This is a genomic window from Mesorhizobium sp. CNPSo 4688 (genome assembly GCF_057784295.1).
The window spans coordinates 32,905-57,086 of sequence record NZ_JBWLUY010000023.1; the positions used below are offsets into that span (position 1 = coordinate 32,905).

At 65.6% G+C, this 24,182-nt stretch carries 22 protein-coding genes; 10 read left to right on the top strand and 12 right to left on the bottom strand.

Going from position 1 to position 24,182, the window contains the following annotated elements; all coding sequences use genetic code 11:
- Positions 1 to 38 precede the first annotated feature (38 nt).
- Positions 39 to 332: a hypothetical protein gene (locus AC04SH_RS30095; protein ID WP_352587553.1), complete on the bottom strand. Its 294-nt coding sequence runs from the start codon at positions 330 to 332 to the stop codon at positions 39 to 41.
- A 231-nt stretch (positions 333 to 563) separates the two neighbouring features.
- Here AC04SH_RS30095 and AC04SH_RS30100 point away from each other — a divergent pair, with 231 nt between their 5' ends.
- From AC04SH_RS30100 to AC04SH_RS30130, 7 genes are all read left to right on the top strand, one after another.
- Positions 564 to 2,111 carry a winged helix-turn-helix domain-containing tetratricopeptide repeat protein gene (locus tag AC04SH_RS30100; protein ID WP_352587556.1) on the top strand — a complete coding sequence of 516 codons (1,548 nt, stop codon included), beginning with the start codon at positions 564 to 566 and terminating at the stop codon, positions 2,109 to 2,111.
- Between the two features lie 286 nt (positions 2,112 to 2,397).
- A complete protein-coding gene (locus AC04SH_RS30105) occupies positions 2,398 to 3,282 on the top strand; it encodes an AraC family transcriptional regulator (protein WP_477343227.1) in 885 nt (294 codons plus the stop codon).
- A 230-nt stretch (positions 3,283 to 3,512) separates the two neighbouring features.
- Entirely contained in the window at positions 3,513 to 4,571 is a 1,059-nt protein-coding gene (locus AC04SH_RS30110; protein ID WP_477343226.1) for an ABC transporter substrate-binding protein, read from the top strand.
- Positions 4,572 to 4,663: 92 nt separating this feature from the next.
- A complete protein-coding gene (locus AC04SH_RS30115; RefSeq protein WP_488577704.1) occupies positions 4,664 to 5,488 on the top strand; it encodes an ATP-binding cassette domain-containing protein in 825 nt (274 codons plus the stop codon).
- Positions 5,485 to 6,744, top strand: a complete 1,260-nt coding sequence (locus AC04SH_RS30120) for a sugar ABC transporter permease (protein ID WP_192248854.1) — start codon at positions 5,485 to 5,487, stop codon at positions 6,742 to 6,744. The genes AC04SH_RS30115 and AC04SH_RS30120 overlap by 4 nt, the downstream gene beginning before the upstream one ends.
- Before the next feature lie 24 nt (positions 6,745 to 6,768).
- Entirely contained in the window at positions 6,769 to 7,497 is a 729-nt protein-coding gene (locus AC04SH_RS30125) for an SDR family oxidoreductase (protein WP_488577705.1), read from the top strand.
- A 158-nt stretch (positions 7,498 to 7,655) separates the two neighbouring features.
- Entirely contained in the window at positions 7,656 to 9,263 is a 1,608-nt protein-coding gene (locus tag AC04SH_RS30130; RefSeq protein WP_488577706.1) for an FGGY-family carbohydrate kinase, read from the top strand.
- A gap of 16 nt (positions 9,264 to 9,279) precedes the next feature.
- On the opposite strand, the gene AC04SH_RS30135 is transcribed toward AC04SH_RS30130, so the two are convergent.
- The 7 genes from AC04SH_RS30135 to AC04SH_RS30165 all read right to left on the bottom strand — a co-directional run bounded on the left by AC04SH_RS30135 (position 9,280) and on the right by AC04SH_RS30165 (position 15,760).
- Positions 9,280 to 10,212 carry a phosphatidate cytidylyltransferase gene (locus AC04SH_RS30135; protein ID WP_488577716.1) on the bottom strand — a complete coding sequence of 311 codons (933 nt, stop codon included), beginning with the start codon at positions 10,210 to 10,212 and terminating at the stop codon, positions 9,280 to 9,282.
- Positions 10,213 to 10,246: 34 nt separating this feature from the next.
- Positions 10,247 to 10,915 carry a lysophospholipid acyltransferase family protein gene (locus AC04SH_RS30140; protein WP_112567450.1) on the bottom strand — a complete coding sequence of 223 codons (669 nt, stop codon included), beginning with the start codon at positions 10,913 to 10,915 and terminating at the stop codon, positions 10,247 to 10,249.
- Between the two features lie 3 nt (positions 10,916 to 10,918).
- Complete coding sequence (locus AC04SH_RS30145) at positions 10,919 to 11,353, bottom strand: hypothetical protein (protein ID WP_477352244.1); 435 nt, start codon at positions 11,351 to 11,353, stop codon at positions 10,919 to 10,921.
- Positions 11,350 to 12,696 (bottom strand): phosphatase PAP2/dual specificity phosphatase family protein, encoded by a 1,347-nt coding sequence (locus AC04SH_RS30150; RefSeq protein ID WP_488577707.1) that lies wholly within the window; start codon positions 12,694 to 12,696, stop codon positions 11,350 to 11,352. The genes AC04SH_RS30145 and AC04SH_RS30150 overlap by 4 nt, the downstream gene beginning before the upstream one ends.
- A gap of 5 nt (positions 12,697 to 12,701) precedes the next feature.
- Positions 12,702 to 14,483 carry a bifunctional alpha/beta hydrolase/class I SAM-dependent methyltransferase gene (locus AC04SH_RS30155; protein WP_488577717.1) on the bottom strand — a complete coding sequence of 594 codons (1,782 nt, stop codon included), beginning with the start codon at positions 14,481 to 14,483 and terminating at the stop codon, positions 12,702 to 12,704.
- A 41-nt stretch (positions 14,484 to 14,524) separates the two neighbouring features.
- Complete coding sequence (locus AC04SH_RS30160; RefSeq protein ID WP_488577708.1) at positions 14,525 to 15,127, bottom strand: CDP-alcohol phosphatidyltransferase family protein; 603 nt, start codon at positions 15,125 to 15,127, stop codon at positions 14,525 to 14,527.
- Between the two features lie 150 nt (positions 15,128 to 15,277).
- Positions 15,278 to 15,760 carry a hypothetical protein gene (locus AC04SH_RS30165; RefSeq protein WP_436259290.1) on the bottom strand — a complete coding sequence of 161 codons (483 nt, stop codon included), beginning with the start codon at positions 15,758 to 15,760 and terminating at the stop codon, positions 15,278 to 15,280.
- Between the two features lie 220 nt (positions 15,761 to 15,980).
- On the opposite strand from AC04SH_RS30165, the gene AC04SH_RS30170 reads away from it, so the two are divergent.
- Together AC04SH_RS30170 and AC04SH_RS30175 are read left to right on the top strand one after the other, a co-directional pair.
- The gene (locus AC04SH_RS30170; RefSeq protein ID WP_488577709.1) at positions 15,981 to 17,363 is read left to right on the top strand and encodes an NfeD family protein; all 1,383 of its coding nucleotides are present in this window, start codon (positions 15,981 to 15,983) and stop codon (positions 17,361 to 17,363) included.
- A complete protein-coding gene (locus AC04SH_RS30175) occupies positions 17,360 to 18,118 on the top strand; it encodes a slipin family protein (protein WP_488577710.1) in 759 nt (252 codons plus the stop codon). Before AC04SH_RS30170 ends, AC04SH_RS30175 begins: the two co-directional genes overlap by 4 nt.
- A gap of 119 nt (positions 18,119 to 18,237) precedes the next feature.
- Here AC04SH_RS30175 and AC04SH_RS30180 read toward each other — a convergent pair whose 3' ends face one another.
- On the bottom strand, positions 18,238 to 19,167 hold the full coding sequence (locus tag AC04SH_RS30180) for a LysR family transcriptional regulator (protein WP_488577711.1): 930 nt from the start codon (positions 19,165 to 19,167) through the stop codon (positions 18,238 to 18,240).
- Between the two features lie 96 nt (positions 19,168 to 19,263).
- On the opposite strand from AC04SH_RS30180, the gene AC04SH_RS30185 reads away from it, so the two are divergent.
- Entirely contained in the window at positions 19,264 to 20,274 is a 1,011-nt protein-coding gene (locus AC04SH_RS30185; protein ID WP_488577712.1) for a zinc-dependent alcohol dehydrogenase family protein, read from the top strand.
- Between the two features lie 63 nt (positions 20,275 to 20,337).
- Here AC04SH_RS30185 and AC04SH_RS30190 read toward each other — a convergent pair whose 3' ends face one another.
- From AC04SH_RS30190 to AC04SH_RS30200, 3 genes are read right to left on the bottom strand one after another with little or no spacing between them, the layout of a single operon-like run.
- Entirely contained in the window at positions 20,338 to 22,653 is a 2,316-nt protein-coding gene (locus AC04SH_RS30190) for a xanthine dehydrogenase family protein molybdopterin-binding subunit (RefSeq protein ID WP_488577713.1), read from the bottom strand.
- Positions 22,650 to 23,633, bottom strand: coding sequence for an FAD binding domain-containing protein (locus tag AC04SH_RS30195; RefSeq protein WP_488577714.1), 984 nt, complete (start codon positions 23,631 to 23,633; stop codon positions 22,650 to 22,652). The genes AC04SH_RS30190 and AC04SH_RS30195 overlap by 4 nt, the downstream gene beginning before the upstream one ends.
- Positions 23,630 to 24,124 carry a (2Fe-2S)-binding protein gene (locus tag AC04SH_RS30200; RefSeq protein WP_488577715.1) on the bottom strand — a complete coding sequence of 165 codons (495 nt, stop codon included), beginning with the start codon at positions 24,122 to 24,124 and terminating at the stop codon, positions 23,630 to 23,632. The genes AC04SH_RS30195 and AC04SH_RS30200 overlap by 4 nt, the downstream gene beginning before the upstream one ends.
- Positions 24,125 to 24,182: the final 58 nt, after the last annotated feature.

The window sequence follows — 24,182 nt, forward strand, 5'->3', positions numbered from 1 at the left end:
ATCCGGAACCAGATCCGGTGCGGGGCTTGCGCCGGTGCTCAGCATTCGCGGCAATGGCGGCGATCATCTACTATCTGCGCAAGCACCTCGGTGGGGTCGCGCTCGACCGGCAGGGTGAGGGCGTTTTCAATGTCGAAGGCGGTCAGGCCGATGTCGCGGCGCTCGCATTCACTCATAGCGGCAAGCACGGCCAGCTCGCCGCGCGCCTTCCAGAAGCGCGGCAGCCATAACAGCGTCCATTTCGCCGCCGCGTACAGCCGGAAAAACAGGGAGAAGGAAGGGCGCCGCCCGTAGCCGGTTTCGGCACCGATGAAATGATCGATCGTCGTCATGGGGTTTGTCTCCGTGCTGGACATGGTTGCCTCCTGTTGTGATCTCCGGCATTCGGCGCCGCCTTGGCCTGTGCGTCGGTTGCAGTGATCTCGCCCACGCGTTGCGGCTTCGGTTTTCTTGCCACCTTCATCGTTGAGTGCGAGATTGCGCTCGTCCGAGATGCATGTCCGGAAAGCGGTCTGAAAGAGTACTGACGAAGCCCTGAAAATTGCGAGGAGCAGACAGTCGCGATGAACGCCGAGCCGCAGCCGATCTATCGCTTCGCCGGCTTCAGCCTCGACACGCGCGCCGGAGTGTTGCGCGACGGTTCTGGCGAGATCGCGCTGCGCCCGAAATCGCTCGACCTGCTGATTTTTCTTATCCGCAACGCCGGCCGGCTGGTGTCGAAGGACGAGCTGCTGCATGCGGTGTGGAGCGACGTGATCGTCACCGAAGATTCGCTCACCCAATGCATCAGCGACATCCGCCGCGCCCTAGGCGACAAAGCGCAGACGCTGGTCCGCACCATGCCACGCCGTGGCTACATGTTCCCCGGCGAAGTGCTGGAGCGACCGCCAGCTGTCGATGCGCGTCCGTCGCCTCAGCTCCCCGACAAGCCGTCGCTCGTCGTGCTTCCGTTCGAGAACCTGTCGTCGGACCCGGAGCAATCCTACCTCGCCGACGGCACGGTAGAGGAGATCACGGCGGCGCTGGCGCGCATTCGCGGCCTGTTCGTCATGTCGCGCAACTCGGCCTTTGCATACCGCGGCCAGGCGCTCGACCTGCCGCGCATCGGCCGCGAGCTCGGTGTCCGCTACGTGCTAGAAGGAAGCGTGCGTCGGCATCTCGATCAGCTCCGCATCTCGGCCAGGCTGATCGAGGCCGAAACCGGCAGCCTGATCTGGGCGGAAGGCTTCAAGGGTGACATCGCGGATACGTTTGCGCTGCAGGATAATGTGACGGCGGGTGTCGCAGGCGCCATCCTGCCGTCGATCCAGATGGCGGAAATCGAGCGTGCGCGCCGCAAGCGGCCGGGCGACCTGCAAACCTACGATCTGGTGATGCGCAGTCTGCCGCATGTCTGGGCGCTCGGCCGCCAGGACAATGCGATCGCCATCGAGACGCTGGAGAAGGCTTTGCTGGGCGATCCCGACTATCCGCTGGCCCTGTCGCTGCTGTCCTGGTGCCATGCGCAGCGAAGCGTCTACAATTGGTCGACCTCGCCTGAGGCCGACCGGCGCCGTGCGCTGGGGCTGGCGGAGCGATCTGCCGAACTCAACGGTGACGATCCATTTTCCCTGGCCGTGCTCGGCGCTGCCCACACGGTGTCGAGCAATTTCGTCACTGCAGCCGCGTTGCTTGAAAAGGCGTGTTCGATCGATCCCAATTCGGCCTTCGCCTGGAACAGGAGCGGTTGGGTTGCAGCCTACAGAGACGAGGTCGAGCGGGCGGTCGAATGCTTCGAGCGGTCGTTGCGACTGGGGCCGTTCGATCCCATGGTTTATACCTGTCATTTGGGTCTGGCTGTCGTGCATTTCAGCGCAGGGCGGCCCGGCCAGGCGGCGGATCTGTATCTGCGTGTCCTGGCGGAGCATCCGAACGCCTTGTGGATCCTGCGTACGCTGATCCCGGCCCTGGTCGAAGCGGGACGCCTCGACGAAGCCCGGCAGCATATGGCGCGTTGTCAGCGCGAATATCCGGAGCTCACCTTGCGGGCGGTTCGCGACTCGATGCCCTTTAGAGTTGAAATTCTCGACCGACACGAAAACGCGCTGAGAAGCCTTGGAGTGCCGGAGTAGAGGACCATTTGCCGGATTGGCATTCGGACATGGATTCGGCGACCGGAGCCTCGCCTTCCGTTCCAAAGACGATCCGTCGCTTGCAGGCAGCCGGATTGCCGCACCCGCAACCGCTCTACCTCGACCACAAAACGTCAAAAAAGTATCAGTCATGTGGACAGACCGTGGTGGCGGCTGCAACAATTGCCGCCTAAGCTTTGATCACTGCAGAGAGCGGCATACGCGGCCTGCGGGACAAGGCACTGCAACTGGTCGCACGACCGGACCGGCGCCGGGAGGAACTGACATGAATCCGGACTTGGAAGTCGTCCAGATCAGACGTGGCGAGTCGTTCAAGGCCTGGGCCCACGGCTACCCCTTCCACACCGTGCGCTGGCACTTCCATCCCGAATACGAAATCCATCATGTCGTCGCGACGTCAGGCCGCTATTTCGTCGGTGACTTCATCGGCGAGTTCGAGCCCGGCAACCTCGTGCTGACCGGCCCCAACCTGCCGCACAACTGGGTCAGCGATGTGCCGGATGGCACCAGCGTTCCGCTGCGCGGCCGCGTCGTCCAGTTCTCGCAAGAGTTCATCGCCGACGCCACGACGGCACTCCCCGAGCTTGCCGGCTGCGCCCCCATTCTCGAACTCAGCCGCCGCGGCGCGCTGTTCTCCGCTGCTACCGCGAAGCTTGCCGCCCCTGTTCTGGCCGAGCTGGTCGAAGCGCAAGGCGTGCGCCGCATCGCGCTGTTCATGGAACTCATCGACATTCTGAGCCGCGCCGCCGATGCGCGGACGCTGACCAGCGCCAGCTATCTGCCCGATCCCTCGGGCTTCATGTCGGCCGGCGTCAACAAGGCGCTTGCCTATATCAATACCAATCTGACCGAGCCGTTCAGCGAGAGCGATCTGGCGGCGATTGCCGGGCGCAGCCCGAGCGCGTTTTCGCGCAGCTTCCGCCGCCACACCGGCATGGCGCTGGTGCAATATGTCAACCGGCTGCGCATCAACCTCGCCTGTCAGTTGCTGATGAGCGAGGCCGACATGCCGATCACCGAGATCTGCTACGCCGCCGGCTACAACAACATCTCGAATTTCAACCGCCAGTTCCTGACGCAGAAAGGCATGTCGCCTTCGCGCTTCAGGGCCTTGCTGGCGGAAAACATCAGTGCGGAGATTGCCGCCTAACAGGGAGGACCGGGAGGAGCTTTAGACATTTTGGGAAGAAAGGACGCGGGGTGTGCGTTGGAGGTGCCCCGTGCTGGAGATCGCGTGTCCTGAAATCCAGCGATATCAAGAGGATGCGCAGCACAGATCAAGTGCGTCGTCATTCCTCGCAACAGTTCGACTTGCAGTCAAGGCCCGGCGCGCCATGTGGTGACAGGGCTTCGTGAAACAATTGAAACGGAGATATCAGAATGACCAGATTTGCTTCGACGGGAGCCATTGCGCTCACGCTTTCTCTCCTCAGCGGCACCGCCGCCTTTGCAGCCCCTGTCACCGATGCCACGGTCGCCTTCCTGATGCCCGACCAGGCCTCGACGCGCTACGAGCAGCACGACTATCCCGGCTTTGCCGCCGAGATGAAAAAGCTCTGCCCCGGCTGCAAGGTGATCTACCAGAATGCCGATGCCGACGCCTCACGCCAGCAGCAGCAGTTCAACTCGGTGATCTCGCAAGGCGCCAAGGCGATCGTGCTCGACCCGGTCGACTCGACCGCCGCTGCCTCGCTGGTCAAGCTGGCGCAGAGCCAGGGCGTCAAGGTCATTGCCTATGACCGGCCGATCCCGACGGCACCGGCCGACTTCTACGTCTCGTTCAACAATGAAGGCATCGGCAAGGCCATCGCCGACTCTCTGGTAGAACACCTCAAGGCGCTGAAGGTCGATCCGGCCAGCGGCGGCCTGCTGCAGATCAACGGTTCGCCGACCGACGCGGCCGCCGGCCTGATCAAGAAGGGCATTCACTCGAGCCTCGACAACAGCGGCTACAAGATCCTTGCCGAATACGACACGCCGGAATGGGCGCCGCCGAAGGCGCAGCAATGGGCAAGCGGCCAGATCACCCGCTTCTCCACCCAGATCGTCGGCGTCGTCGCCGCCAATGACGGGACCGGCGGTGGCGCCATCGCCGCCTTCAAGGCAGCAGGCGTCGATCCGGTGCCGCCGGTCACCGGCAATGACGCGACCATCGCCGCCCTGCAGCTGATCATCGCCGGCGACCAGTACAACACCATCTCCAAGCCCAGCGAGATCGTGGCCGCTGCTGCCGCCAACGTCGCCGTCCAGCTCCTGTCGGGCGAGACGCCGAAGGCCGAAATGACCCTCTACGACACCCCTTCGCAGCTGTTCACGCCGGCGGTGGTGACGCAGGAAAACCTCAAGGCCGAGGTCATCGACAAGAAGATCAACACCGCCGAAGAGCTCTGCGTCGACCGTTACGCCGAAGGCTGCAAGAAGCTCGGCATCACCAACTGATCGGATTATCCTGATCCTGACTTCCGGCTGCCTTTGCGGCGGCCGGAAGTCCGCAGTCACTCTTGACCGGTCATCCGGAAAGGTTTGCCACTATGTCTGACATCTCTGACGGACCGGTTTCGGCAGGCGAGCTGGTGCTCAGCCTGCGCGGCATTTCGAAGAATTTCGGCGCCGTTTCGGCGCTCACCGATATCGATCTCGACGTCCATGCCGGCGAGGTGGTGGCGCTGGTCGGCGACAATGGCGCCGGCAAGTCGACGCTGGTCAAGATCCTCGCCGGCGTCCACCAGCCGACCTCGGGCACCATCAATTTCCGCGGCAAGCAAGTGACCATGCCCGACCCGAGCTCTGCCTTGACGCTCGGCATCGCTACCGTCTTCCAGGATCTGGCGCTGTGCGAAAACCTCGATGTCGTCGCCAACATTTTTCTCGGCAAGGAGCTCAGCCCGCTGCGGCTGGACGAGGTGGCGATGGAAATCCGCGCCTGGACGCTGCTCAACGAATTGTCGGCGCGCATTCCAAGTGTGCGCGAAGCGGTAGCCTCGCTGTCGGGCGGCCAGCGCCAGACCGTGGCGATCGCCCGCTCGCTGCTGCTCGACCCCAAGGTCATCCTGCTCGACGAGCCGACCGCTGCTCTCGGCGTCGCCCAGACGGCGGAGGTGCTGAACCTCATCGATCGTGTGCGTGAGCGCGGCCTCGGCGTGCTTATGATCAGCCACAACATGGAAGACGTGCGCGCCGTCGCCGACCGCATCGTCGTGCTTCGGCTCGGGCGCAACAACGGCGTCTTCGAACCGGACGCCTCCAACCAGGAACTGGTCAGCGCCATCACCGGCGCAGCCAACAACGCGGTGTCGCGCCGCGCCGAACGGCGCAAGGCAGCCGAACAGGCCCACAATCAGGAGCAGCGGCCATGAGCGCGGAGCCCAAGCAGGACATCTCCTCGTCGACGGCGCTCGACCGCAGCGACGTGCGCGTCAAGCACCAGGCCGGCGTCGGTGGCGCGATCAGCGCCTTCTTCGACCGCGTCCGCTCCGGCGACCTCGGCTCGCTGCCGGTGATCGTCGGCCTGGTCATCATCTGGAGTGTGTTCACCGCTCTCAACCCGGTGTTCGTGTCCTCCAGCAACCTGGTCAATCTGCTGTTCGACTGTTCGACCGTCGGCGTCATTGCGCTCGGCATCGTCTGCGTGCTGATGGTCGGCGAGATCGACCTGTCGGTCGGCTCGATCAGCGGCTTTGCCTCGGCCATGGTCGGTACGCTGTGGGTCAACCAGGGCTGGCCGGTGGCGCTTGCGATTGTCGCTGCACTCGCTGTCGGCGGCTTCATCGGCGCGCTCTACGCTTTGCTGTTCAACCGGCTCGGCATGCCGAGCTTCGTCTCGACGCTCGCCGGCCTGCTCGCCGTGCTCGGCCTGCAGCTCTACATCCTGGGCTCTACCGGCTCGATCAATCTGCCCTATGGCTCGAACCTGGTGAATTTCGGCCAGTTGCTGGTCATGCCGGACTGGCTGTCCTATGCGCTGGCCGCCGTTCCCGGCATCGTCATGCTCATCACCGGCCTGCGCACCGTCAGCCGTCGTCGCGCCGTGAATTTGTCGGCGCCGTCGGTCGGCGGCCTCATCGTGCGGGTCGCCGCCTTGACCATCCTGCTCGAGCTGATTGTCGGCTATCTCAACCAGGCGCGCGGCATACCGTGGATGTTCGGACTGTTCGTCGGCCTGGTGGTGGCGATGAACTATGCGCTGACCCGCACCCAATGGGGCCGCTCGATGACCGCCGTCGGCGGTAATCGCGAAGCCGCGCGCCGCGCCGGCATCAAGGTGCGCTCGATCTATCTCAGCGCCTTCGTCATGTGCTCGATGTTCGCGGCGCTCGGCGGCGTGCTGTCGGCGGCGCGGCTGGCCTCGGCCAGCCAGCAGGCCGGCACCGGCGACGTCAATCTCAACGCCATCGCGGCGGCGGTCATCGGCGGCACCAGCCTGTTCGGCGGCCGCGGCAGTGCCTACTCCGCGCTGCTCGGCATCATCGTCATCCAGTCGATCGCCAGCGGGCTGACCTTGCTCGATCTGTCGTCGTCGCTCCGCTATATGATCACCGGCGCCGTTCTGGCGATCGCGGTTATCGTCGACTCCCTGGCACGCCGCTCGCGGGTTTCCCACGGCCGCGCCTGAACGCAATCATAACTCGAGGATAAAATGGCTCAGGATCTGAGTGGAAAAGTCGCGGCGATCACCGGCGCCGCCTCGGGCATCGGGCTGGAATGCGCCAGGGCGCTGATTGCCGCCGGTGTGCGCGTCGTGCTCGTCGACCGCGCCGAGGACGCCTTGAAGAACGTCTGCGCCGAACTCGGCCCCAACGCGATCCCGCTGGTGATCGATCTGATGAAGCCGGCCAGCGTCGCGACGATGATGCCGCAGATCCTGGAGAAAGCCGGCCGGCTCGATATCTTCCACGCCAATGCCGGCGCCTATGTCGGCGGTCCGGTTCTCGACGGCGACCCGGATACATGGGACCGCGTGCTGAACCTCAACATCAACGCGGTGTTCCGCTCGGTGCACGCCGTGCTGCCGCACATGGTCGAGCGCAAGACCGGCGACATCATCGTTACCTCTTCGATCGCCGGACTGGTGCCGGTCGTCTGGGAGCCGATCTACACCGCCTCCAAGCATGCCGTGCAGGCCTTCGTCCACACCGTGCGCCGGCAGGTCGCCCCGCACGGCCTGCGCGTCGGCGCGGTACAGCCGGGGCCAGTGGTGACGGCTCTGATCAGCGATTGGCCGAAGGATAAGCTTGATGATGAACTGGCCAAGGGCGGCCTGATTCAGCCCGTCGAGGTGGCCGAAGCCGTGCTGTTCATGCTGACGCGGCCAAGGAACGTCACCATTCGGGATCTGGTGATCCTGCCGCAGAGCAATGATCTTTGAGGGAGTAGGGCAGTAAGGCAGTAAGGCAGTAAGGCAGTAGGTGAGGGACCTTTGCCCTTGCGGCCGACCGTTCTCGACTGACAATCTCCCTACTGCCCTACTGCCCTACTGCCCTACTGCCCTACTGCCCTACTGCCCTACTCACTCGAGGTCCCCCCATGTCCCACTTCCTCGGCATCGACGTCGGCACCGGCAGCGCCAGGGCAGGGGTGTTCGATAGCAAGGGCACCATGCTCGCCTCGGCCAAGCGCGACATTGCTCTGTTCATCGAACCCGGCGAAGTCGCCGAGCAGTCGAGCGAGGACATCTGGTGCGCAGTCTGTGCCAGCGTGCGCGAGGCGGTGACGAAGTCGGGGCTCGCCGGGCGCGACATTGCCGGCATCGGCTTCGACGCCACCTGCTCGCTGGTTGTGGTCGGCAAGGGCGGCGCGCCGTTGCCGGTCGGCCGGTCCGGCGATAACGAACGCAATATCATTGTCTGGATGGATCACCGCGCGCTCGACCAGGCGCAGCGCATCAATGCCGGCAAGCACGCCGTGCTCGACTATGTCGGCGGCACCATCTCGCCGGAGATGGAAACGCCGAAGCTGCTGTGGCTGCGCGAGAACCTGCCCGCGACCTTCGATGCAGCGGAGCATTTCTTCGACCTGACCGACTATCTGACCTGGCGATCGACCGGCAGCCTGGAACGCTCGATCTGCACGCTGACCTGCAAATGGACCTATCTCGGCCATGAGCGGCGCTGGGACGACGCGTATTTCCGTGCCATCGGTCTGGGTGCGCTCGCCGACGAAGGCTTCGCGCGCATCGGCACCGAAGTGGTCGAAGGCGGCACCGCGCTGGCTCAGGGCCTCACCGAGGCGGCGGCCGTCGATCTCGGCCTGCTGCCGGGAACGCCGGTCGCCGCCGGCCTGATCGACGCCCATGCCGGCGGCGTCGGCACCGTTGGCGGGCAGGGCTCCGTCGGCACGCTGCAGTCACGAATGGCCTATGTCTTCGGCACCTCGGCCTGCACCATGGCCAGCACCAGCGAACCGGCCTTCGTGCCGGGCGTCTGGGGGCCGTATTTCTCCTCGATGGTGCCGGGCCTGTGGCTCAACGAAGGCGGCCAGTCGGCGGCCGGCGCTGCGATCGACCATCTCGTCGCTTTCCATCCGGCCTCGGCGGAAGCATCCGCAAAAGCCAGGGCGGAAGGTCTCGGCCTGACCGCCTGGCTTGGCCGGCGGGCGACGACGAAGTCCGCTTATCTGTCCGAAGTGGCGCGCCTTGCCGAAGGGCTGCATGTCGTGCCGGAATTCCTCGGCAACCGCTCACCCTTCGCCGATCCTGAATCCAAGGCGCTGATCGCCGGGCTCGGGATGGATACGTCTCTCGACAGCCTGGTCGCGCTCTATGTCGTCGGCCTGCTGGGCATCGGCTATGGCGTGCGCCAGATCGTGGCGGCGATGGCCAACAAGGGCATCGCCATCGACACCATCGTCGTCAGCGGCGGCGCCGCGCAAAGCGACCTGGTGCGCCAGCTGCTGGCCGACACAACAGGGCTGACCATCGCCGGATCGACCTCGCCGGAGCCCGTGCTGCTCGGCTCGGCCATATTGGCCGCAGTGGCGGCGCAAAAATATCCCGACGTAACAGCGGCGATGACCGGCATGTCGCGCATCGGCGACATCTATCGCCCGGCCGGCGGCGATCTCGTGCCCTGGCACGACAAGCGCTTCGCCGCTTTCGAGTTGCTGCAGCAGGCGGGACGCGCGATCCGCGAGTGAAGGAGCGCGCTTCCGCTCACACCGTCCAGAAATAGCGGACGATGTGAAAGAACACCGGAGCGGCGAAGACCAGGCTGTCGGCACGGTCCATCATGCCGCCATGGCCTTCGATAAGGTGGCCCCAGTCCTTGACGCCCTGGTCGCGCTTGATGGCGGACGCGACCAGACCGCCGAGAAATCCCATCAGGCAGGCGATGAAGGCGACGCCTGCCGCTGCCAGCGGCGAGAACGGCGTGAGGAACGACAACAGCGCGCCGAGCAGGCTCGACGCCACCAGCCCACCGACCAGCCCTTCCCAGGTCTTTGACGGCGAGACGGAGGGCGACAGCAGATGCCGGCCGAACAGCTTGCCGAAAATATACTGGAAGACGTCGCTGCCTTGCACGGTGATGATCAGGAAGGCGATGAGCAACAGGTTGCGGCCCTCGAAACCGGGCACGTTCAGCGTCAGCAGCGCCGGCACGTGGCTGACGCAGTAGACCGAAATCATCACCGCCCATTGTTGCGCCGACACGCGCTCAAGGAAGCGCTCGGTGTCGCCGTTGAGCGCGGTGATCGCCGGCATCAAGAGGAAGCAGTAGACCGGGATGAAGATGGTGAAGAGCCCGTACCAGGCGGTCCACACCAGCCAGTACTGGTAGGGGATGATGATGCCGAACATGCCGAGCAGCACCCAGTGATCGCTGCGCCGGCTGTGGGTCAGCGTCACGAATTCGCGCAGCGCCGCAAATGAGATCAGCGCAAACAGGATGGTCATGCCGGTGCGGCCGAAGAAGAAGGCGACCGTGATCGCCACCACCATCACCCACCAGGCGTTGATGCGCTGGTTGAGGTTGACGAGCGTCGACGGCAGCGGCTTTGGCGCCCGCCACGACAGGATGCCGGCAACGATGCTGGCCGTGGTTAGCACGCCGACCAGGCCGACCAACAGGATGACGGTTTCATGCATTGGCGGCAGTGTCATGCGACGTCTCTGATCATGGCTAGTCGTCCCGATCGGGGCGCGGGTCGAGCGATAGCAGCGTCTGGCGCGCGCGCTCGAGGAAGGCGCGGCGTTCCTCGCCGGGTTCGATCGCCACCGGCGGACCGAAGACGACGCGGCACAGAAGCGGCACAGGCAGGAACTGGCCCTTGGGCAGCACGCGCGACATGTTCTCGATCCAGCACGGGATGAGTTCGACGTCGGGCCGCGCCATCGACAGATTGTAGAGGCCGGAGCGGAACGGCAGCAGATCTTCTTCCGATGTGTTGCGGGTGCCCTCGGGAAACAGGATCAGCGAATGTCCCTGGTCGAGCACCGACAGCATGATCGAGATCGGATGCTGCGTTTCGTCGGTCCATTGCCGGTGGATGAGCACGGAAGACAGCATGTCCTCGGCAATGAAGCGGCGCAGCCGCGACTTGCCCCAATATTCGGCCGCCGCCACCGCATGCGTGCGGGCGCGCACCTTTTCGCTGAGGCAGGCCGACAAAAGGATGAAGTCGCCATGGCTGGCATGGTTGGCGAAGTAGATGCGCTGCCGCTCCGACGGCTGGCTGCCGTTCCAGATTGGCCGCACACCGGTCACCACCCAGGCCAGCGCCGACAGGCCGACCGAGGTCACCGTCTGCAGCAAGGTGAAAGTGTTGGCGCGAAGGTGAAGCTTGGTCATGGCTCAAACAAACGCCGCGACGAGGCATGCCGCCGCAAACACCGCGAGCGCCATGCGCTGTCTTGTCAGCAGGCCTTGCGTGCCTGCCATGCGATGATCGAGCGAGCGGCCGCCGGCAGCGGCGGGTTTCAGGCGCATGCGCGCCAGCACATCGTCGACCACGGCGCCGCCGGCGGCCTCGGTGGCGTGGCTCGCCATCAGCCGGAACAGCAGCGCGTCGAACAAAAGCAAGGCCGAAAGAGCCAGCGTGGCCACGGCACTCGCCGCCGCGGCCAGCCAGGCGGCCGCAGACAGCGCTGTCGTCTGCGGGGCGGCCACCAGGCCGATGATCGGCGCTGCCATAACGGCGGCCACCACCAGCAGGATCGGCCATGCGGCCTGCACCATCAGCCGGGCGGCGAAGACCTCGGCCTTCTCGGGAAAATTCTCGCCATTCATGCCGCTTCGTCCGCCTTGCTGTGGAGATGCACGGGCCGGCCCGAGGCGGCGAGTTTCTTGCGCGCCTGTGCGGCTGTGTGCGCGCGCCCGGTCACCACCAGCCAGTCGGCGACGATCGCCGCACTGCGCTGGAAGCCGAGCGCGCAGCAGACCAGCACGGTGCCGCGCCGGCGCGCCAGTTCGATCGCCGCCACCGCCCGCTCCAGCCTGTCATGCGGCGGCGCCACGAGGTCGAGCATGGCATAGCTGATCCAGCGGCAGGTCACCCCACGCGGCCGTTCCAGTTCGCCGGCTAGGTCGACCACCGTGCCGAAGCGATTGGCCTCGTCGGCGGTCGGAAAGCGGCCGAAGAAAACGCTATCGGTGATCTCGGACTGCGGCGCCAGTTCGCGGGTCCATGCCCAGACATTGACCCGGGCGCCAAGCCGGTAGGGCAGGAGCAGGAGGCGGCTGGCCAGCGAGACGCTGCCGTCGGCCGCCTTCTGGAACACCTTCGCGCCGGCCCCGGCATAGCCGAAGGCGACGATGGCCAGCGCCAGTGCAGGCCACAGCAGGATGAGCGAGACGGCCGAGATAGAGGCGCCCCCGGCGGCGCCGGTAAAGGCAAGGACCGCGCCCAGCGCATAGTAGCTCGCCAGTCGCCGCGCCTTCGGGTCGGCGGTCGGTCGGAAGCCCCAGAAAGGCAATTCGCCTTTGGCCGGAAACAGCCACAGCGCAAAGAGGCCGAGCAGCGTGCCGGTCGGAATGTCGATGAAATGATGCTGCCAGGTCGTCAGCACCGAGGCGCCGATCAGAAAGCACCAGACATGCCAGACCGGTCTCAGAATGGCGCCGAGACGGTGACGTGCCAGAACGTGACGCCAGTGATCCCAGATGATCACCAGGAGTGCGATGTGCAGGGATGGCGCCTGGTTGAACGGTTTGTCGAAACCGCCGAGCACCGCAAACAGGAAGCCTGGCAAGCCGCTGGTTGCCGGCCTCACGAAGGTCGCCGTCAGCGGGAACAGGATGAAGCAGGAAACGGCAACGACCTGCGCCGTCAGATAGCGGCCTGCGAGCCGGTCGACGCCGCGTCTGGTCGTGTTGAGCAGCAGCGACAGGCCATAGAACAGATTGATCGACCAGTAGGGCACGATCGTCCAGGCGATGAACGGGATGGCGTGTTCCCAGGCAAAGACGATGCTGCCGACATGGTCGCGCCGCGATGCCAGCCAGTTGGCAAAGCCATAGGTTGAATAGAAGAACGGCGCCAGCAGCGCCAGCCAAAGTGCGGCCCGCAGCACGATGCCGAAATAGGGTTCCCGCGCCGGGGCGGGAGCAGGGTCGGTCACAGGCACGGCCATGGTTCTCAGACGCGCCGAGCGACTGAAACAGTGAAGATGCCCCACTGGTCGATGCGCTGGTCGATCTTCTCGAAACCGGCCGCCGTCACCAGCTGGTCCATCTCGCCTTGCGTGCGCCGCCGCATCACCCAGGCCTGGCCGCCGCGATGCGAGGTCAGGCTGCGCGCGATCATTTCCAGCTGTGGGTGCCAGGGCTGATTGGTGTAGATCAGCAGGCCGCCGGGCTGCATGGCGCTGGCCAGCCCAGCGAGCGAGCGGGAAATCATCTGGTTGTCGGCGAACAATTCGTACAGGCCGGAGACGATGGCGAGGTCCGGCGCCGGATTGAGCCGGGCCAGCATTTCGGCATCGAAGGCGTCGGCCTTGCGGAAAGAGACGCTGGTCGGCAAATCCCGGTCGGCGATCAGTTTCGAGCCCAGCCCGACATTAATGTCGGAATAATCCTGCAGCCGCACACTGGCCGGCGGCTCGGCGCATTTGGCGACGGCATCGAGCACGTAGCGGCCATGGCCGGCGGCAATGTCGACAATGTTGACGGGACGCCCGGCTGCCTTGAGCGCAGCGACAGCGTTGCCGATCAATTCTTCCAGATGCAGCTTGCGCTGGCGGATGCCGCGCCAGCCGATGGCGTCGAGGAAGGTGCGGTCGATCATGCGGCCGATGAAGCCGGTGCCGCGCGCCTCATTCTCGTAGACATAGTCCAGCGTCGAGCCGGAATCGAAGCCGGTGGCGATGCCCGTTTTCATGCCGGGTGACAGCCAAGCGCCCATGCGGATCGAGGCGCGGCTCATGGCCCAGTAGAGGCCTTTCGGCGACAGCAGCGCCAGCGGCGAGGCCAGCTTCTCGGCCTCATCGCGGGTGTAGCCGACGCGGTCGGCTGAGGTCAGGTCGATTGTCTTTTCCGGTGCGGCGAACTGCTTTTCGAGGAACGGTCGGATAAGGTCCAGCGCCTGGCGGCGATCGCGTTCGCCCAGCGTGTCGTGGAAAAAACCGGGCAGCACATGCCGCTCCTTGGCGCTGCTGCCGAGATTGACGAAGAATTCGTGCTGCGGTGCATGCCGCACCACCCAGTCGCTGCCCGAGATCAACAGCTGCGTCGGCACGGTGATGGCACGGGCGTCCGAGACGATGCGGGCGGCGTGGTCATAAAGTTCGACCAGGATGTTGGAAGCGATCGGCCGCGTGATCAGCGGGTCGGCATCGAAGGAAGCGATGCGCTCGGCATCATGCGTCAGGAACTTCGCCTTGACGTAGGAATTGACGAAGAAGCGGCCTTTGAGCTTCTGCCACAGCGCAATGCCCTCCTTGGCGAAGGGCACGTAGAGCTTGACAGAAAAGGCCGGCGAGGCCACCACCAGTGCACGGATGTCGGGTGCATAATCATGCACCCAGGCGGCGGCAAGGACGGCGCCGAAGGATTGCGCGATCAGCGCGATGTCGCGCTGGCCAAAACCATCGCGGCCGATCTCGCGCACCAGGCAGTCGATGTCACGCACCAGCGCGGCAAAGGACGGCGCATAGCCGCGCTCGCCGGCCGAGCGGCCATTGCCGCGCGCGTCCCAGGCATAGAAGGCATGGTCGGGCATGGCCAGTTCGTCGACCAGATGCGCCATGCGGCCGCCATGCTCATGGCCGCGATGGAACAGAAGGATCGCGCCCTTGGGCGTCGGCCCTACCGCCGGCCAGTAGCGGTAGAAGATCTCGGTGCCGTCATGGCTTTTGAAGGTGCGCTCCTGCGCCACGCGCTCGAGGCTTGCCGGTGCTGCAGCAGCGATGGTCTGGTGGATCATGGTTTCCCTCTGGCGGCCGGGTCCCTGACGCTTCGGCATCAGGCGTCGCCCGCTCTAAGACCGCTGCGTATCCGGTTGATGGCGGTTACGAGAGACAGTGTAGCCAAGACCGGAAACACAAAGGGCGCGACCACCTCGATCCACAGGCCGCAAGCGATCAGGAAGCCGATGATACCGAGCATCAGCGCCCGGTCGCTCTTGCCGAACGGGCCGGTATAGTTGCGCCCGCTTCCGGCAGCGACGCCGAGCACGCCGGCGAACTCGACAAGCACGGCGGCGATGGCGAAGGCCACGACGCCCCAGGCCGGGAACAAAGTGGCGAAGGCCAGGATCAGCGCCAGGTCGGAGACGACGTCGCAGAGTTCGTTGAGATACATGCCGAGTTTCGAGGCCTGCCCATGTTCCCTGGCCAGCATCCCATCAATGGCGTTGAGCGCCATGCGCACGAACAGCACCACCGGCATCAACAGGAAAACCAAGGGATAGCCGGCAAGGATGGCAACCACCAGGCCGGTGGCGATGGAGAGCGCGGCGGCGAGAAGCGTGATCTGGTTGGCGGTGACGCCGGCGCCGGCCAGCCGGTCAGCCAGCGGCCGCAACCTGGCCTGAAAGGCCGGTTTCAGTGCATAGAGCGTAGGCATATGCGATCCCCCGACCGCGGCTCATGACAGTGTCGGCGAGATTGGTCAATCGCGGGGCGAGACGCAAGGGGTGGGCCTCTTCACCGGCAAACAAAATGGCGGGCTCAAAGCCCGCCATCTCCATGCAGTAATTCGGTCAGGGCTATGGCCTCAGTCAGCGTCGCCGGCTGAACCTTTGCCGCACTGCGCCAGCACCTTGCCGATGGCAGCGCTCGACCCCGTCAAAGGAAAGCTGTTCTCGCCGTATTTGTCGGCTGTAACCGTGACGTCGCCCTTGCCTCGCAACAAAGCGAGCAGCGGATCGGTCGCACCTGACAATTCGAGCGTGAAATAATTGTACATCGCCTCGAGTTGGAGTGTTTTGGTGACGCTCTTGTCGCCGGCCTTGAAGGTGAAGGAGCCGCTGATGCCAGGCTCCAGCTGCTGGCCCGAGGCGCCGAGATCGTAGCTCAGCACCGGCTTGTCGAAACAGACTAGCATCAGATGCGCATCGGCCTTCGGTCCGCCGCACACCGAGGCCGTCAGCACGCTGCCGCCCTCGTCTTCCTCCATCTTCGCGGTCCAGCCGCACGGTGCCGCAAACACCGGCTGCGCGGCCTCGAGTGTGGCCGCGACGGCCACGATGAATTTCACCAATCCTCTTCTCATGGTCTCCCCCAGGCCACCCAGGCTTCCGCGGCCCGGATCACAGAGAATAACTGAAGCCGGGCGTTACGCCGATAGTTGGCGAAAACTGCTGCGGGCGCAATCTCCCCCTGAGATTGCGCGCTCAGCCGCGTTCGCCAATCATCGGCACCACTCCCCATGGACTTCGCCAAAATACAACCCATATTGAATCTATGGAGGTTCGAGCGTGACCTTCGCGCGGGTGGCCCTTTTTGCTGCGGCCTTCATTGTCGCGGCTGTCGTTTCTCCCTTCTCATCAGCCGAGAGCGAGAAGGTCGCGCTGAGCGTCGCCATCGACGGCGCCATCGGGCCGGCAAGTACCAGGCAACTCAAGGAAGCGCTTGATGTTGCCGCCAGGCGGGACGCCGAAGTCCTCATCCTTCAGCTCGACACGCCTGGCGGGCTGGTCACTTCGATGCGCGAGATGATCGCCGACATCCTGGCTTCGCCGGTGCCTGTCATCGGCTATGTCGCGCCGGCCGGCGGCCATGCGGCGAGTGCTGGCACCTATATCCTCTATGCCACCCATGTGGCTGCGATGGCGCCCGGCACCAATCTGGGCGCGGCGACGCCGGTCGAGATGGGCGGGCTGCCGTCGCTTCCCGGCGGCGAGAAGGACAACGGCCCGGCCAAGGACGAGAAGGACGCCAGCGGGCGGCCGGCAGGCGACGCCATGATGGCCAAGGTGACCAATGACGCGGTCGCCTTGATCCGCTCGCTCGCCGAACTGCGCGGGCGCAATGGCGACTGGGGCGAAAAGGCCGTGCGCGAGGCGGCGAGCCTGTCGGCCAACGCGGCGCTGCAGGAGCATGTCATCGACTTTGTGGCCCGCGACACCACCGAGCTCCTGCAACTGGCCGATGGGCGCACGGTCGATGTGGCCGGCAAGAAACAGGTGCTGGCGACCAAGGGCCTGCCGGTCGAAACGCTGGAGCCCGGCTGGTTCATCCGGCTGCTCTCCGTCATCACCGATCCGAACATCGCCATCATCCTGATGCTGGTCGGCGTCTACGGTATCGTCTTCGAGTTCACCAGCCCCGGCGCGGTCGCGCCCGGCGTCATCGGCACGATCTGCCTCGTGCTCGGCCTCTATGCGCTCAATCTCCTGCCGATCAACTATACCGGCCTTGCCCTGATGCTGCTCGGTGTTGCCTTCCTCGTCGTCGAGGCCGTCAATCCCACCGTCGTGCTTGGATTCGGCGGCGTCGCCGCCTTCCTGCTCGGCGCCGCCATGCTGCTCAAGACTCAGGGGCCGGGCTTCGCCATGTCATGGGCCGTCATCGGCCCCGCCGCGGCGCTGACGCTGGGGCTGGCGCTGCTGACCGGCACCTTTGTCTGGGCGGCGCGCAAGAACCCGCCGCGCGTCGGCGGCGAGGCCATGCGCGGCCAGCCCGCCGAGATCCTCGACTGGCAGGGCGGTGAGGGCCATGTGCTGGCCTTGGGCGAGCGCTGGCGGGCGAAGGCCGACGGACCCGTCGCGCCGGGCGACAGCGTCGAGGTGACCGATGTCAGTGACCTCGTGCTGACAGTCAGGCGGCGCGATGCGGCAAGGAACGGAGCAAAACAATGAGCATCGGTTACGTGGCCTATCTGTTGCTTGCGCTGGTCGTGGTCATCTTCCTGTCCGCGGCCATCCGCATCCTCAGGGAATACCAGCGCGGCGTGGTCTTCACGCTCGGCCGCTTCACCGGGGTCAAGGGTCCCGGTCTCATCATCCTCGTCCCCTTCGTCCAGCAGATGGTGAAGGTCGACCTGCGCGTCGTGGTGCAGGACGTGCCGCCGCAGGACGTCATTTCGCGCGACAACGTCTCGGTGAAGGTCAACGCGGTGCTCTATTTCCGCATCGTCGATGCCGAGCGGGCGGTCATCCAGGTCGAGGACTTCATGGCCGCCACCAACCAGCTGGCGCAGACCACGCTGCGCTCGGTGCTCGGCAAGCATGAGCTCGACGAGATGCTGGCCGAGCGCGACAAGCTCAACAGCGACATCCAGGAGATCCTCGACCAGCGCACCGATGCCTGGGGCATCAAGGTGTCCAATGTCGAGATCAAGCATGTCGACCTCAACGAGAACATGATCCGCGCCATCGCCAAGCAGGCCGAGGCGGAACGGCTGCGGCGCGCCAAGGTGATCAATGCCGAGGGCGAGCAGCAGGCGGCGGCGAAACTGGTCGAGGCGGGCCGGATGCTGGCGGCCGAGCCGCAGGCCATGCAGCTGCGCTATTTCGAGGCTTTGCACGACATCGCCGGCGAGCGCTCGTCCACGGTGGTGTTCCCGCTACCGGTGGATCTGCTCAGCCAGTTCCTGAAGCAGCAGGGGAAGTGAGCGAAGGCCGGAGTCGGCGCGACGGGCGAGGAAACCAAGCTGGAATGAAAGCCGCTTTCCTTCGCACCCACCTTATGGTCTGCCGGCCATCTCTCCGCAAAAGGGGAGACTGGCAAGCCTCACCGCCGCCAGGGCGGCTCCGGGGCGAAGCGCTTGCCGATCCAGTCGGCGAAGGCGCGCGTCTTGGCGGCTTGTCCCTTGGCTGAGGGCGTGACGACATAGATCGCGCCTTCGTCGGCCAGCGTCCAGTCTTCCAGGATTGGCACCAGCCGTCCGTCGGCGAGTTCGCGGCCGACCAACCAGTCGGTGCTCATCATCAGGCCGACGCCTTGCACGGCGGCCTCGACCAGCACCTCGGCATCATCGGTGACCAACGGCCCGGAGACTTCGACGCGCATACGCCGGCCCTCGCGGTCGGTCATCTCCCAGGCTGGAAAAGTCTGGAAGCCGCTGAAGCCCAGGCAGGAATGTTCGAGCAGCGCCCGCGGTGTCTCCGGCCTGCCCCTACGGGCGAGATAGGAGGGGGCGGCGCAGAGCAGCCGGCGCCGCGTCGCGACCTTGCGCGCCACCAGGCGCGAATCCTCCAGCGCGCCGAGCCGCACGGCGACGTCGAAATTCTCGGCGACCAGATCGGCGAAGCGGTTGGAGAATTCGGCCTCGATGCGGACATCGGGAAATTCGGCAAGGAACTGAGGCAGCAGCGGCCCGATCCACATGCGCCCGAACGTGCCGGGCAGCGCCAGCCTGAGCAGGCCGCGCGGGCCGCCGCCGGCATGCGCCGACGCGGCAGCCTCGGCTTCGTCGACCGCTGCCAGGATGGCGCGGACACGGACAAGGAACTCCGCCCCCGCCTCGGTCAGCGACACGCTGCGCGTCGTGCGATGGAGCAACCTGACGCCCAGCCGCTCCTCCAGCGATTGCAGGCGCCGCGACAGGATGGTCGCGTCGCGCCCGATACGCGCCGCCGCCCTTGTGAAGGACCGCGCCTCGGCGATCGCCGCGAAGGCCGCCATTTCGGCAAGGGCGGCTGGTTCGTTAGATTGCTGCATAGTTCGCAATACTCAAATGCAAAATGGGATGATTATACAGAAATAACGCAGCAGATAGATTCACTCAACCATCAATCGTCCCACCGGAGTGAAACCATGAAAGCCATCGAACTGAGCCAGGCAAGGCTGGACGCCTTCCGTACCGTCACCGTTCCAACCCCAGAGCCGCAGCGCGGCGAAGTGCTGATCCGCCAGCGTGCGGCGAGCCTCAACTTTGTCGATGTCGCGGTGGCGAGCGGCAATTATCCCGGACCGAGCTTTCCGCTCATCCCGGTCGCCGACGGCGCCGGCGAGATCATCGATGTTGGCGAGGGCGTTACGAATTTCGCCGTCGGCGATCGCGTCGTTGCCCATGCCAAGCCGCGCTGGATCGGTGGCCGGCCGCGGCCTTACGAGATGACGCAGATGCGCGGCATTTCGCTGCCGGGATCGCTGGCCGAATATGTCGCGCTGCCGGCCAACTCGGTGGTGCCGGTGCCGGCGCATCTCTCCTTCGAGGCGGCGTCGACGCTGCCGATCGCCGGCACCACCGCCTGGAACGCCATCCGCGCCGCCGATGTCGGGCCGGGCTCGGTCGTCGTGCTGCTCGGCACCGGCGGCGTCTCGATCTTCACCTTGCAGCTTGCGAAAGCCGCCGGCGCCACCGTCATCATCACCTCGTCGTCGGACGAGAAGCTGGAGCGGGCGAAGGCACTCGGCGCCGATCATCTCATCAACTACCGCGCGACGCCCGACTGGGACGGCAAGGTGCTGGAACTGACCGGCGGCCTCGGCGCCGACCTCGTCGTCGAAACCGCCGGCACCGCCACCTTCGCCCGCGCCGTCAACGCCACCGCGCCCGGCGGCACGCTGTTCACCATCGGTTTCGTCACCGGCGCCGAGGCCACGGTCAACCTGCTGCCGATCATCATCAAGGCGCTGAAGGTGGTGGGCAACAACACCGGATCGGTGTCCGACCTTCGCGACGCCGCCCGCGCCATCGGTGCAGCCAGGATCGAGCCGGTCGTCGACAAGGTTTTTTCGCAGAACGAAGCGGTCGAAGCCTACGCACACATGGCCGCCGGCGGCCTGCACTTCGGCAAGCTGGTGTTCGGGTTGGAGTGGTAGGTAGGGCCGACGCCGGAGATTGGCGAGGCGAGGGTGACGACGATCTCCCCCGCCATCGCTTCCCTAAATCAGCTTCTCCAGCGTGATCGGCAAATCCCTGACGCGCTTGCCCGTGGCGTGAAACACAGCATTGGCGATCGCCGGCGCCACGCCGACGATGGCGAGTTCGCCCACGCCCTTGCCGCCGAGCACCGAGGAATGCAGGTCGGGAATGCCGACCGAGATCACTTCGATATCGGGGATGTCGGCATTGGTCGGCACCAGATAGTCGGCGAGGTTGTTGTTGACGATCCGGCCATGCCTGCGGTCGACGATGCCTTCTTCGAGCAGTGCCTGGCCGATGCCCATGATGATGCCGCCTTTCCACTGGCTTTCGGCGAGTTTCGGATTGTATAGCCGGCCGGAATCCAGCGCCGACACCACGCGCGACACGCGCACCGTGCCGAAATCCTCGTCGACCCGCACTTCGATGAAATGCGCGCACCAGGAATGGCGCGAGTAGTCGCCCTCGGTGTGCGGCACAGACGTCGCGATGGTGGTGTAGTTCTTGTAGCGATCCTCGGCGCTCGAATTCGTCGGCATGGTGTCGCCGGTGGCTTCGATATGGCTGCGGCCGACACTGCTGAGCAGTTCCGCAATGGAGACATCGGGACCGTCGCCGCGCGGCGCGGTGATGCGGCCATTGGCGACGACCAGCGTGTTGGCCTGCAGCGCGTGGAAGGGCGAGCGCGGATCGCTGATCGCCAGCCCGACCAGCTGGTCGAGCGCCGATGTCGCCGCCTTGTAGACCGCGCCGGTCATCACGCCGGCCAGCCGCGACCCGCCGGCGACGCCGGCGCGGGGATATCGGGAATCGCCGAGCTTCACCACGACATCGTCGGCCGGCACGCCGACCGTTTCGGCCGCCGTCTGCGCAAGGATCGTGTAGGTGCCCTGGCCCATGTCAATCGAGGAGCTTTCGACCTCGACGGAGCCGTCGGCGAGGATGCGCACGATGGCCTCGCCATAGGCGCGCCGCACCGGATAGGTGCCGGCAGCGACGCCCCAGCCGATCAGCTGGTGGCCGTCGCGCATCGAACGCGGCTTCGGCGTGCGCTTCGACCAGCCGAAGCGTTCCGCACCGGCGGCAAAAGCCTCGCGCAACTGCCGGGTCGACCAGGCTTTTTTCGCTTCCGGATCTTGTTCGGCATAGTTCCTGAGCCGGATCTCCAGCGGGTCGATGCCGACCTCATAGGCGAGCTCGTCGATGGCGCATTCGATGCCGAAGGCGCTGGGGTTTTCGCCAGGCGCCCGCTTGGCGCCGGGCACCACCGTGTTCACCCGCACAACATTCTGCTTCGAGGAGAAGTTGGGCGTGGCGTACATGATCGAGGTGACCGAAGCCAGCGGCTCGACCCACATGCCGTCGACCGCGGTCTCGTTGACGCCGCGATGCACGATCGACTGGATCTTGCCGTCACGGCCGGCGCCGATCGTCACCGTCTGGCGGGTCGCGGCGCGGCCGCCATAGGAGGTGAAGTTCTGCGGCCTTGTCAGCACCAGCTTCACCGGCCGTCCGAGCATTTTCGCCGAGGCCGCCGCCACTGCGCTGTGGGCGAGCGCCAGCGCCTTCGAGCCGAAGCCGCCGCCAATATAGGGCGAGACCAGCCGCACATTCTCGAACGGCACGCCGAACCATTCGGCATAGGTGCGCGCCATGCCGTCCAGCCACTGGCTGGGCTCCCAGATGGTGAGCTCTTCGCCCTGCCAGCGCGCGATCAGCCCATGCGGCTCCATAGCCGCCTGGTATTCGCGCTGCGTATTGTAGGCGGCGCAGATGCGCACCGGTGCGGCGGCGAACGCCGCTTCGGCGTCGCCCCATTCCTTGGTCATGGCATCGATCGGGATGCCGTCGCCGGCCTTGGCATCGCTGAGGTCGACGATGGCCGGCGTCTCGTCATAGCTGACCTCGACCAGGGCCGCCGCGGCGACCGCCTGCTCGAAGGTCTCAGCCACGACGGCAGCTATATGCTGGCCGGAATACGTGACCGTGCGGGCGAGCGGTGAGTATGTCTTCTGCGTTGGCGGATTGCCCAGCCAGTCCGACGCGCCTTTGATCTCCATGATGGTGTCGGGCGTCAGCACCAGAAGCACGCCCGGCGCGGTCTCCGCGGCCCGTGTGTCGATCGCGCGCACCGTGCCGGCGGCGATGGTGGCCTCGACCATCACCGCATGCGCCAGCCCGTCGAGCTGCTGCTCGAAGGCGTATTTGGCAGCACCGGTGATCTTGGCCGGGCCGTCGACGCGCGACAGCCGTCCGCCGACCGCGCCGTCGGAGGCGTCGCCATGTCTCGAATCGGCATGTCTTGTATTGGCATGTCTGATGTTGTGAACGGTCATGCCGTCTCTCCCAGTTTGAGGATGGCGCGCGCGACCACGCGCGGCGCGAGCTCGATCTTGTAGTGGTTGGCGCCATGGTCGAGAGCGCCTTCCATGGCGAGCCCGCTCGCCTTGCGCACGGTGTCTTCGTCCAGGACCTTGCCTTTCAGCGCCTCTTCCACGGCGCGCGCCCGCCACGGTTTTGTGGCGACGCCGCCGAGCGCGACGCGCAGGTCGCGGATCGTGCGGCCATCGGCTTCCAGCTCCAGCCCGACCGCGGCACTTGCCGCGGCGAACTCGTAGGACTGGCGGTCACGCACCTTGAGATAGGTCGAGCGCCGCGCGGCGGCCGAGCCGGGGATCTCGATCGCGGTGATCATTTCGCCGGCGCGGATGTCATGCTCACGCTCAGGCGTGTCGCCCGGCAGCAGGAAGAAATCGTCGACCTTGAGCACGCGCTGGCCGAGATGAACCGTCGCATCGAAGGCGACGAGCGCGGTGGCGAGGTCGCCGGGATACATGGCGATGCAGGCCTGGCTGGTGCCGAGCACGGCGTGGCCCCGGGTCACGCCACCGATCGCCGAGCAGCCGCTGCCTGGCTCACGCTTGTTGCAGGCGGAAAAGTTCGAGGGATCGCGGAAATAAGGACAGCGCGTGCGCTGCATCAGATTGCCGCCGACGGTCGCCATGTTGCGCAGCTGCGCCGAGGCGGCCTGCCACAGCGCTTCCGAGACGGCGGGAAAATGGCTCTTGATCCCGGCATGGTCGGCGACATGGCTCATTTTCGCCAGCGCGCCGAGCGTGGCGTGAGTTGCATCGACGCTGATCGTGTCCAGCCCCTTGAGATGGGTGATGTCGACCACGGTCTCTGGCTGGGCGACGCCGCATTTGGCGAGGTCCACCAGCGTCGTGCCGCCGGCAAGCAGCATGGCGCCGGGAAGCGCCGCTGCCTTGCGCGCGGCCTCGATGCTGTCGGCGCGAACGTAGGAAAAATCCCTCATGATGCCACCTCCAGGGCCGCCTGGCGCACGGCGGCGACGATGTTCGGATAGGCGCCGCAGCGGCAGAGATTGCCGGCCATGTATTCGCGGATCTCCTCGTCGGAACCGGCATGGCCCTCGAGGATGCAGGCCACCGCCGACATGATCTGTCCCGGCGTGCAGTAGCCGCATTGGAAGGCGTCCTGCTCGAGAAAGGCCGCCTGCACGGCGTCGAGCGTGCCGTCGGCTCCGGCGAGCCCCTCGATGGTGGTGATCTCGCGGCCTTCGACCTGTGCGGCCAGGGTCAGGCAGGCAAGCACGCGCTCGCCGTCGACATGTACAGTGCAGGCACCGCACTGGCCGTGGTCGCAGCCCTTCTTGGTGCCGGTCAGGTCGAGGCGATCACGCAGCGCGTCGAGCAGCGTGACGCGCGGCTCGACCTCGAGTGAGTGATCGCGGCCGTTGATGGTGAGGTGGATCGGGATGGTGGTGGAGGTGGTTTGGTCGGTCATGAGGCGTCTGGCTCCAGTTGCTTGACGCTAGGGGATTGAAATGGGGCTTGGGTGGGGG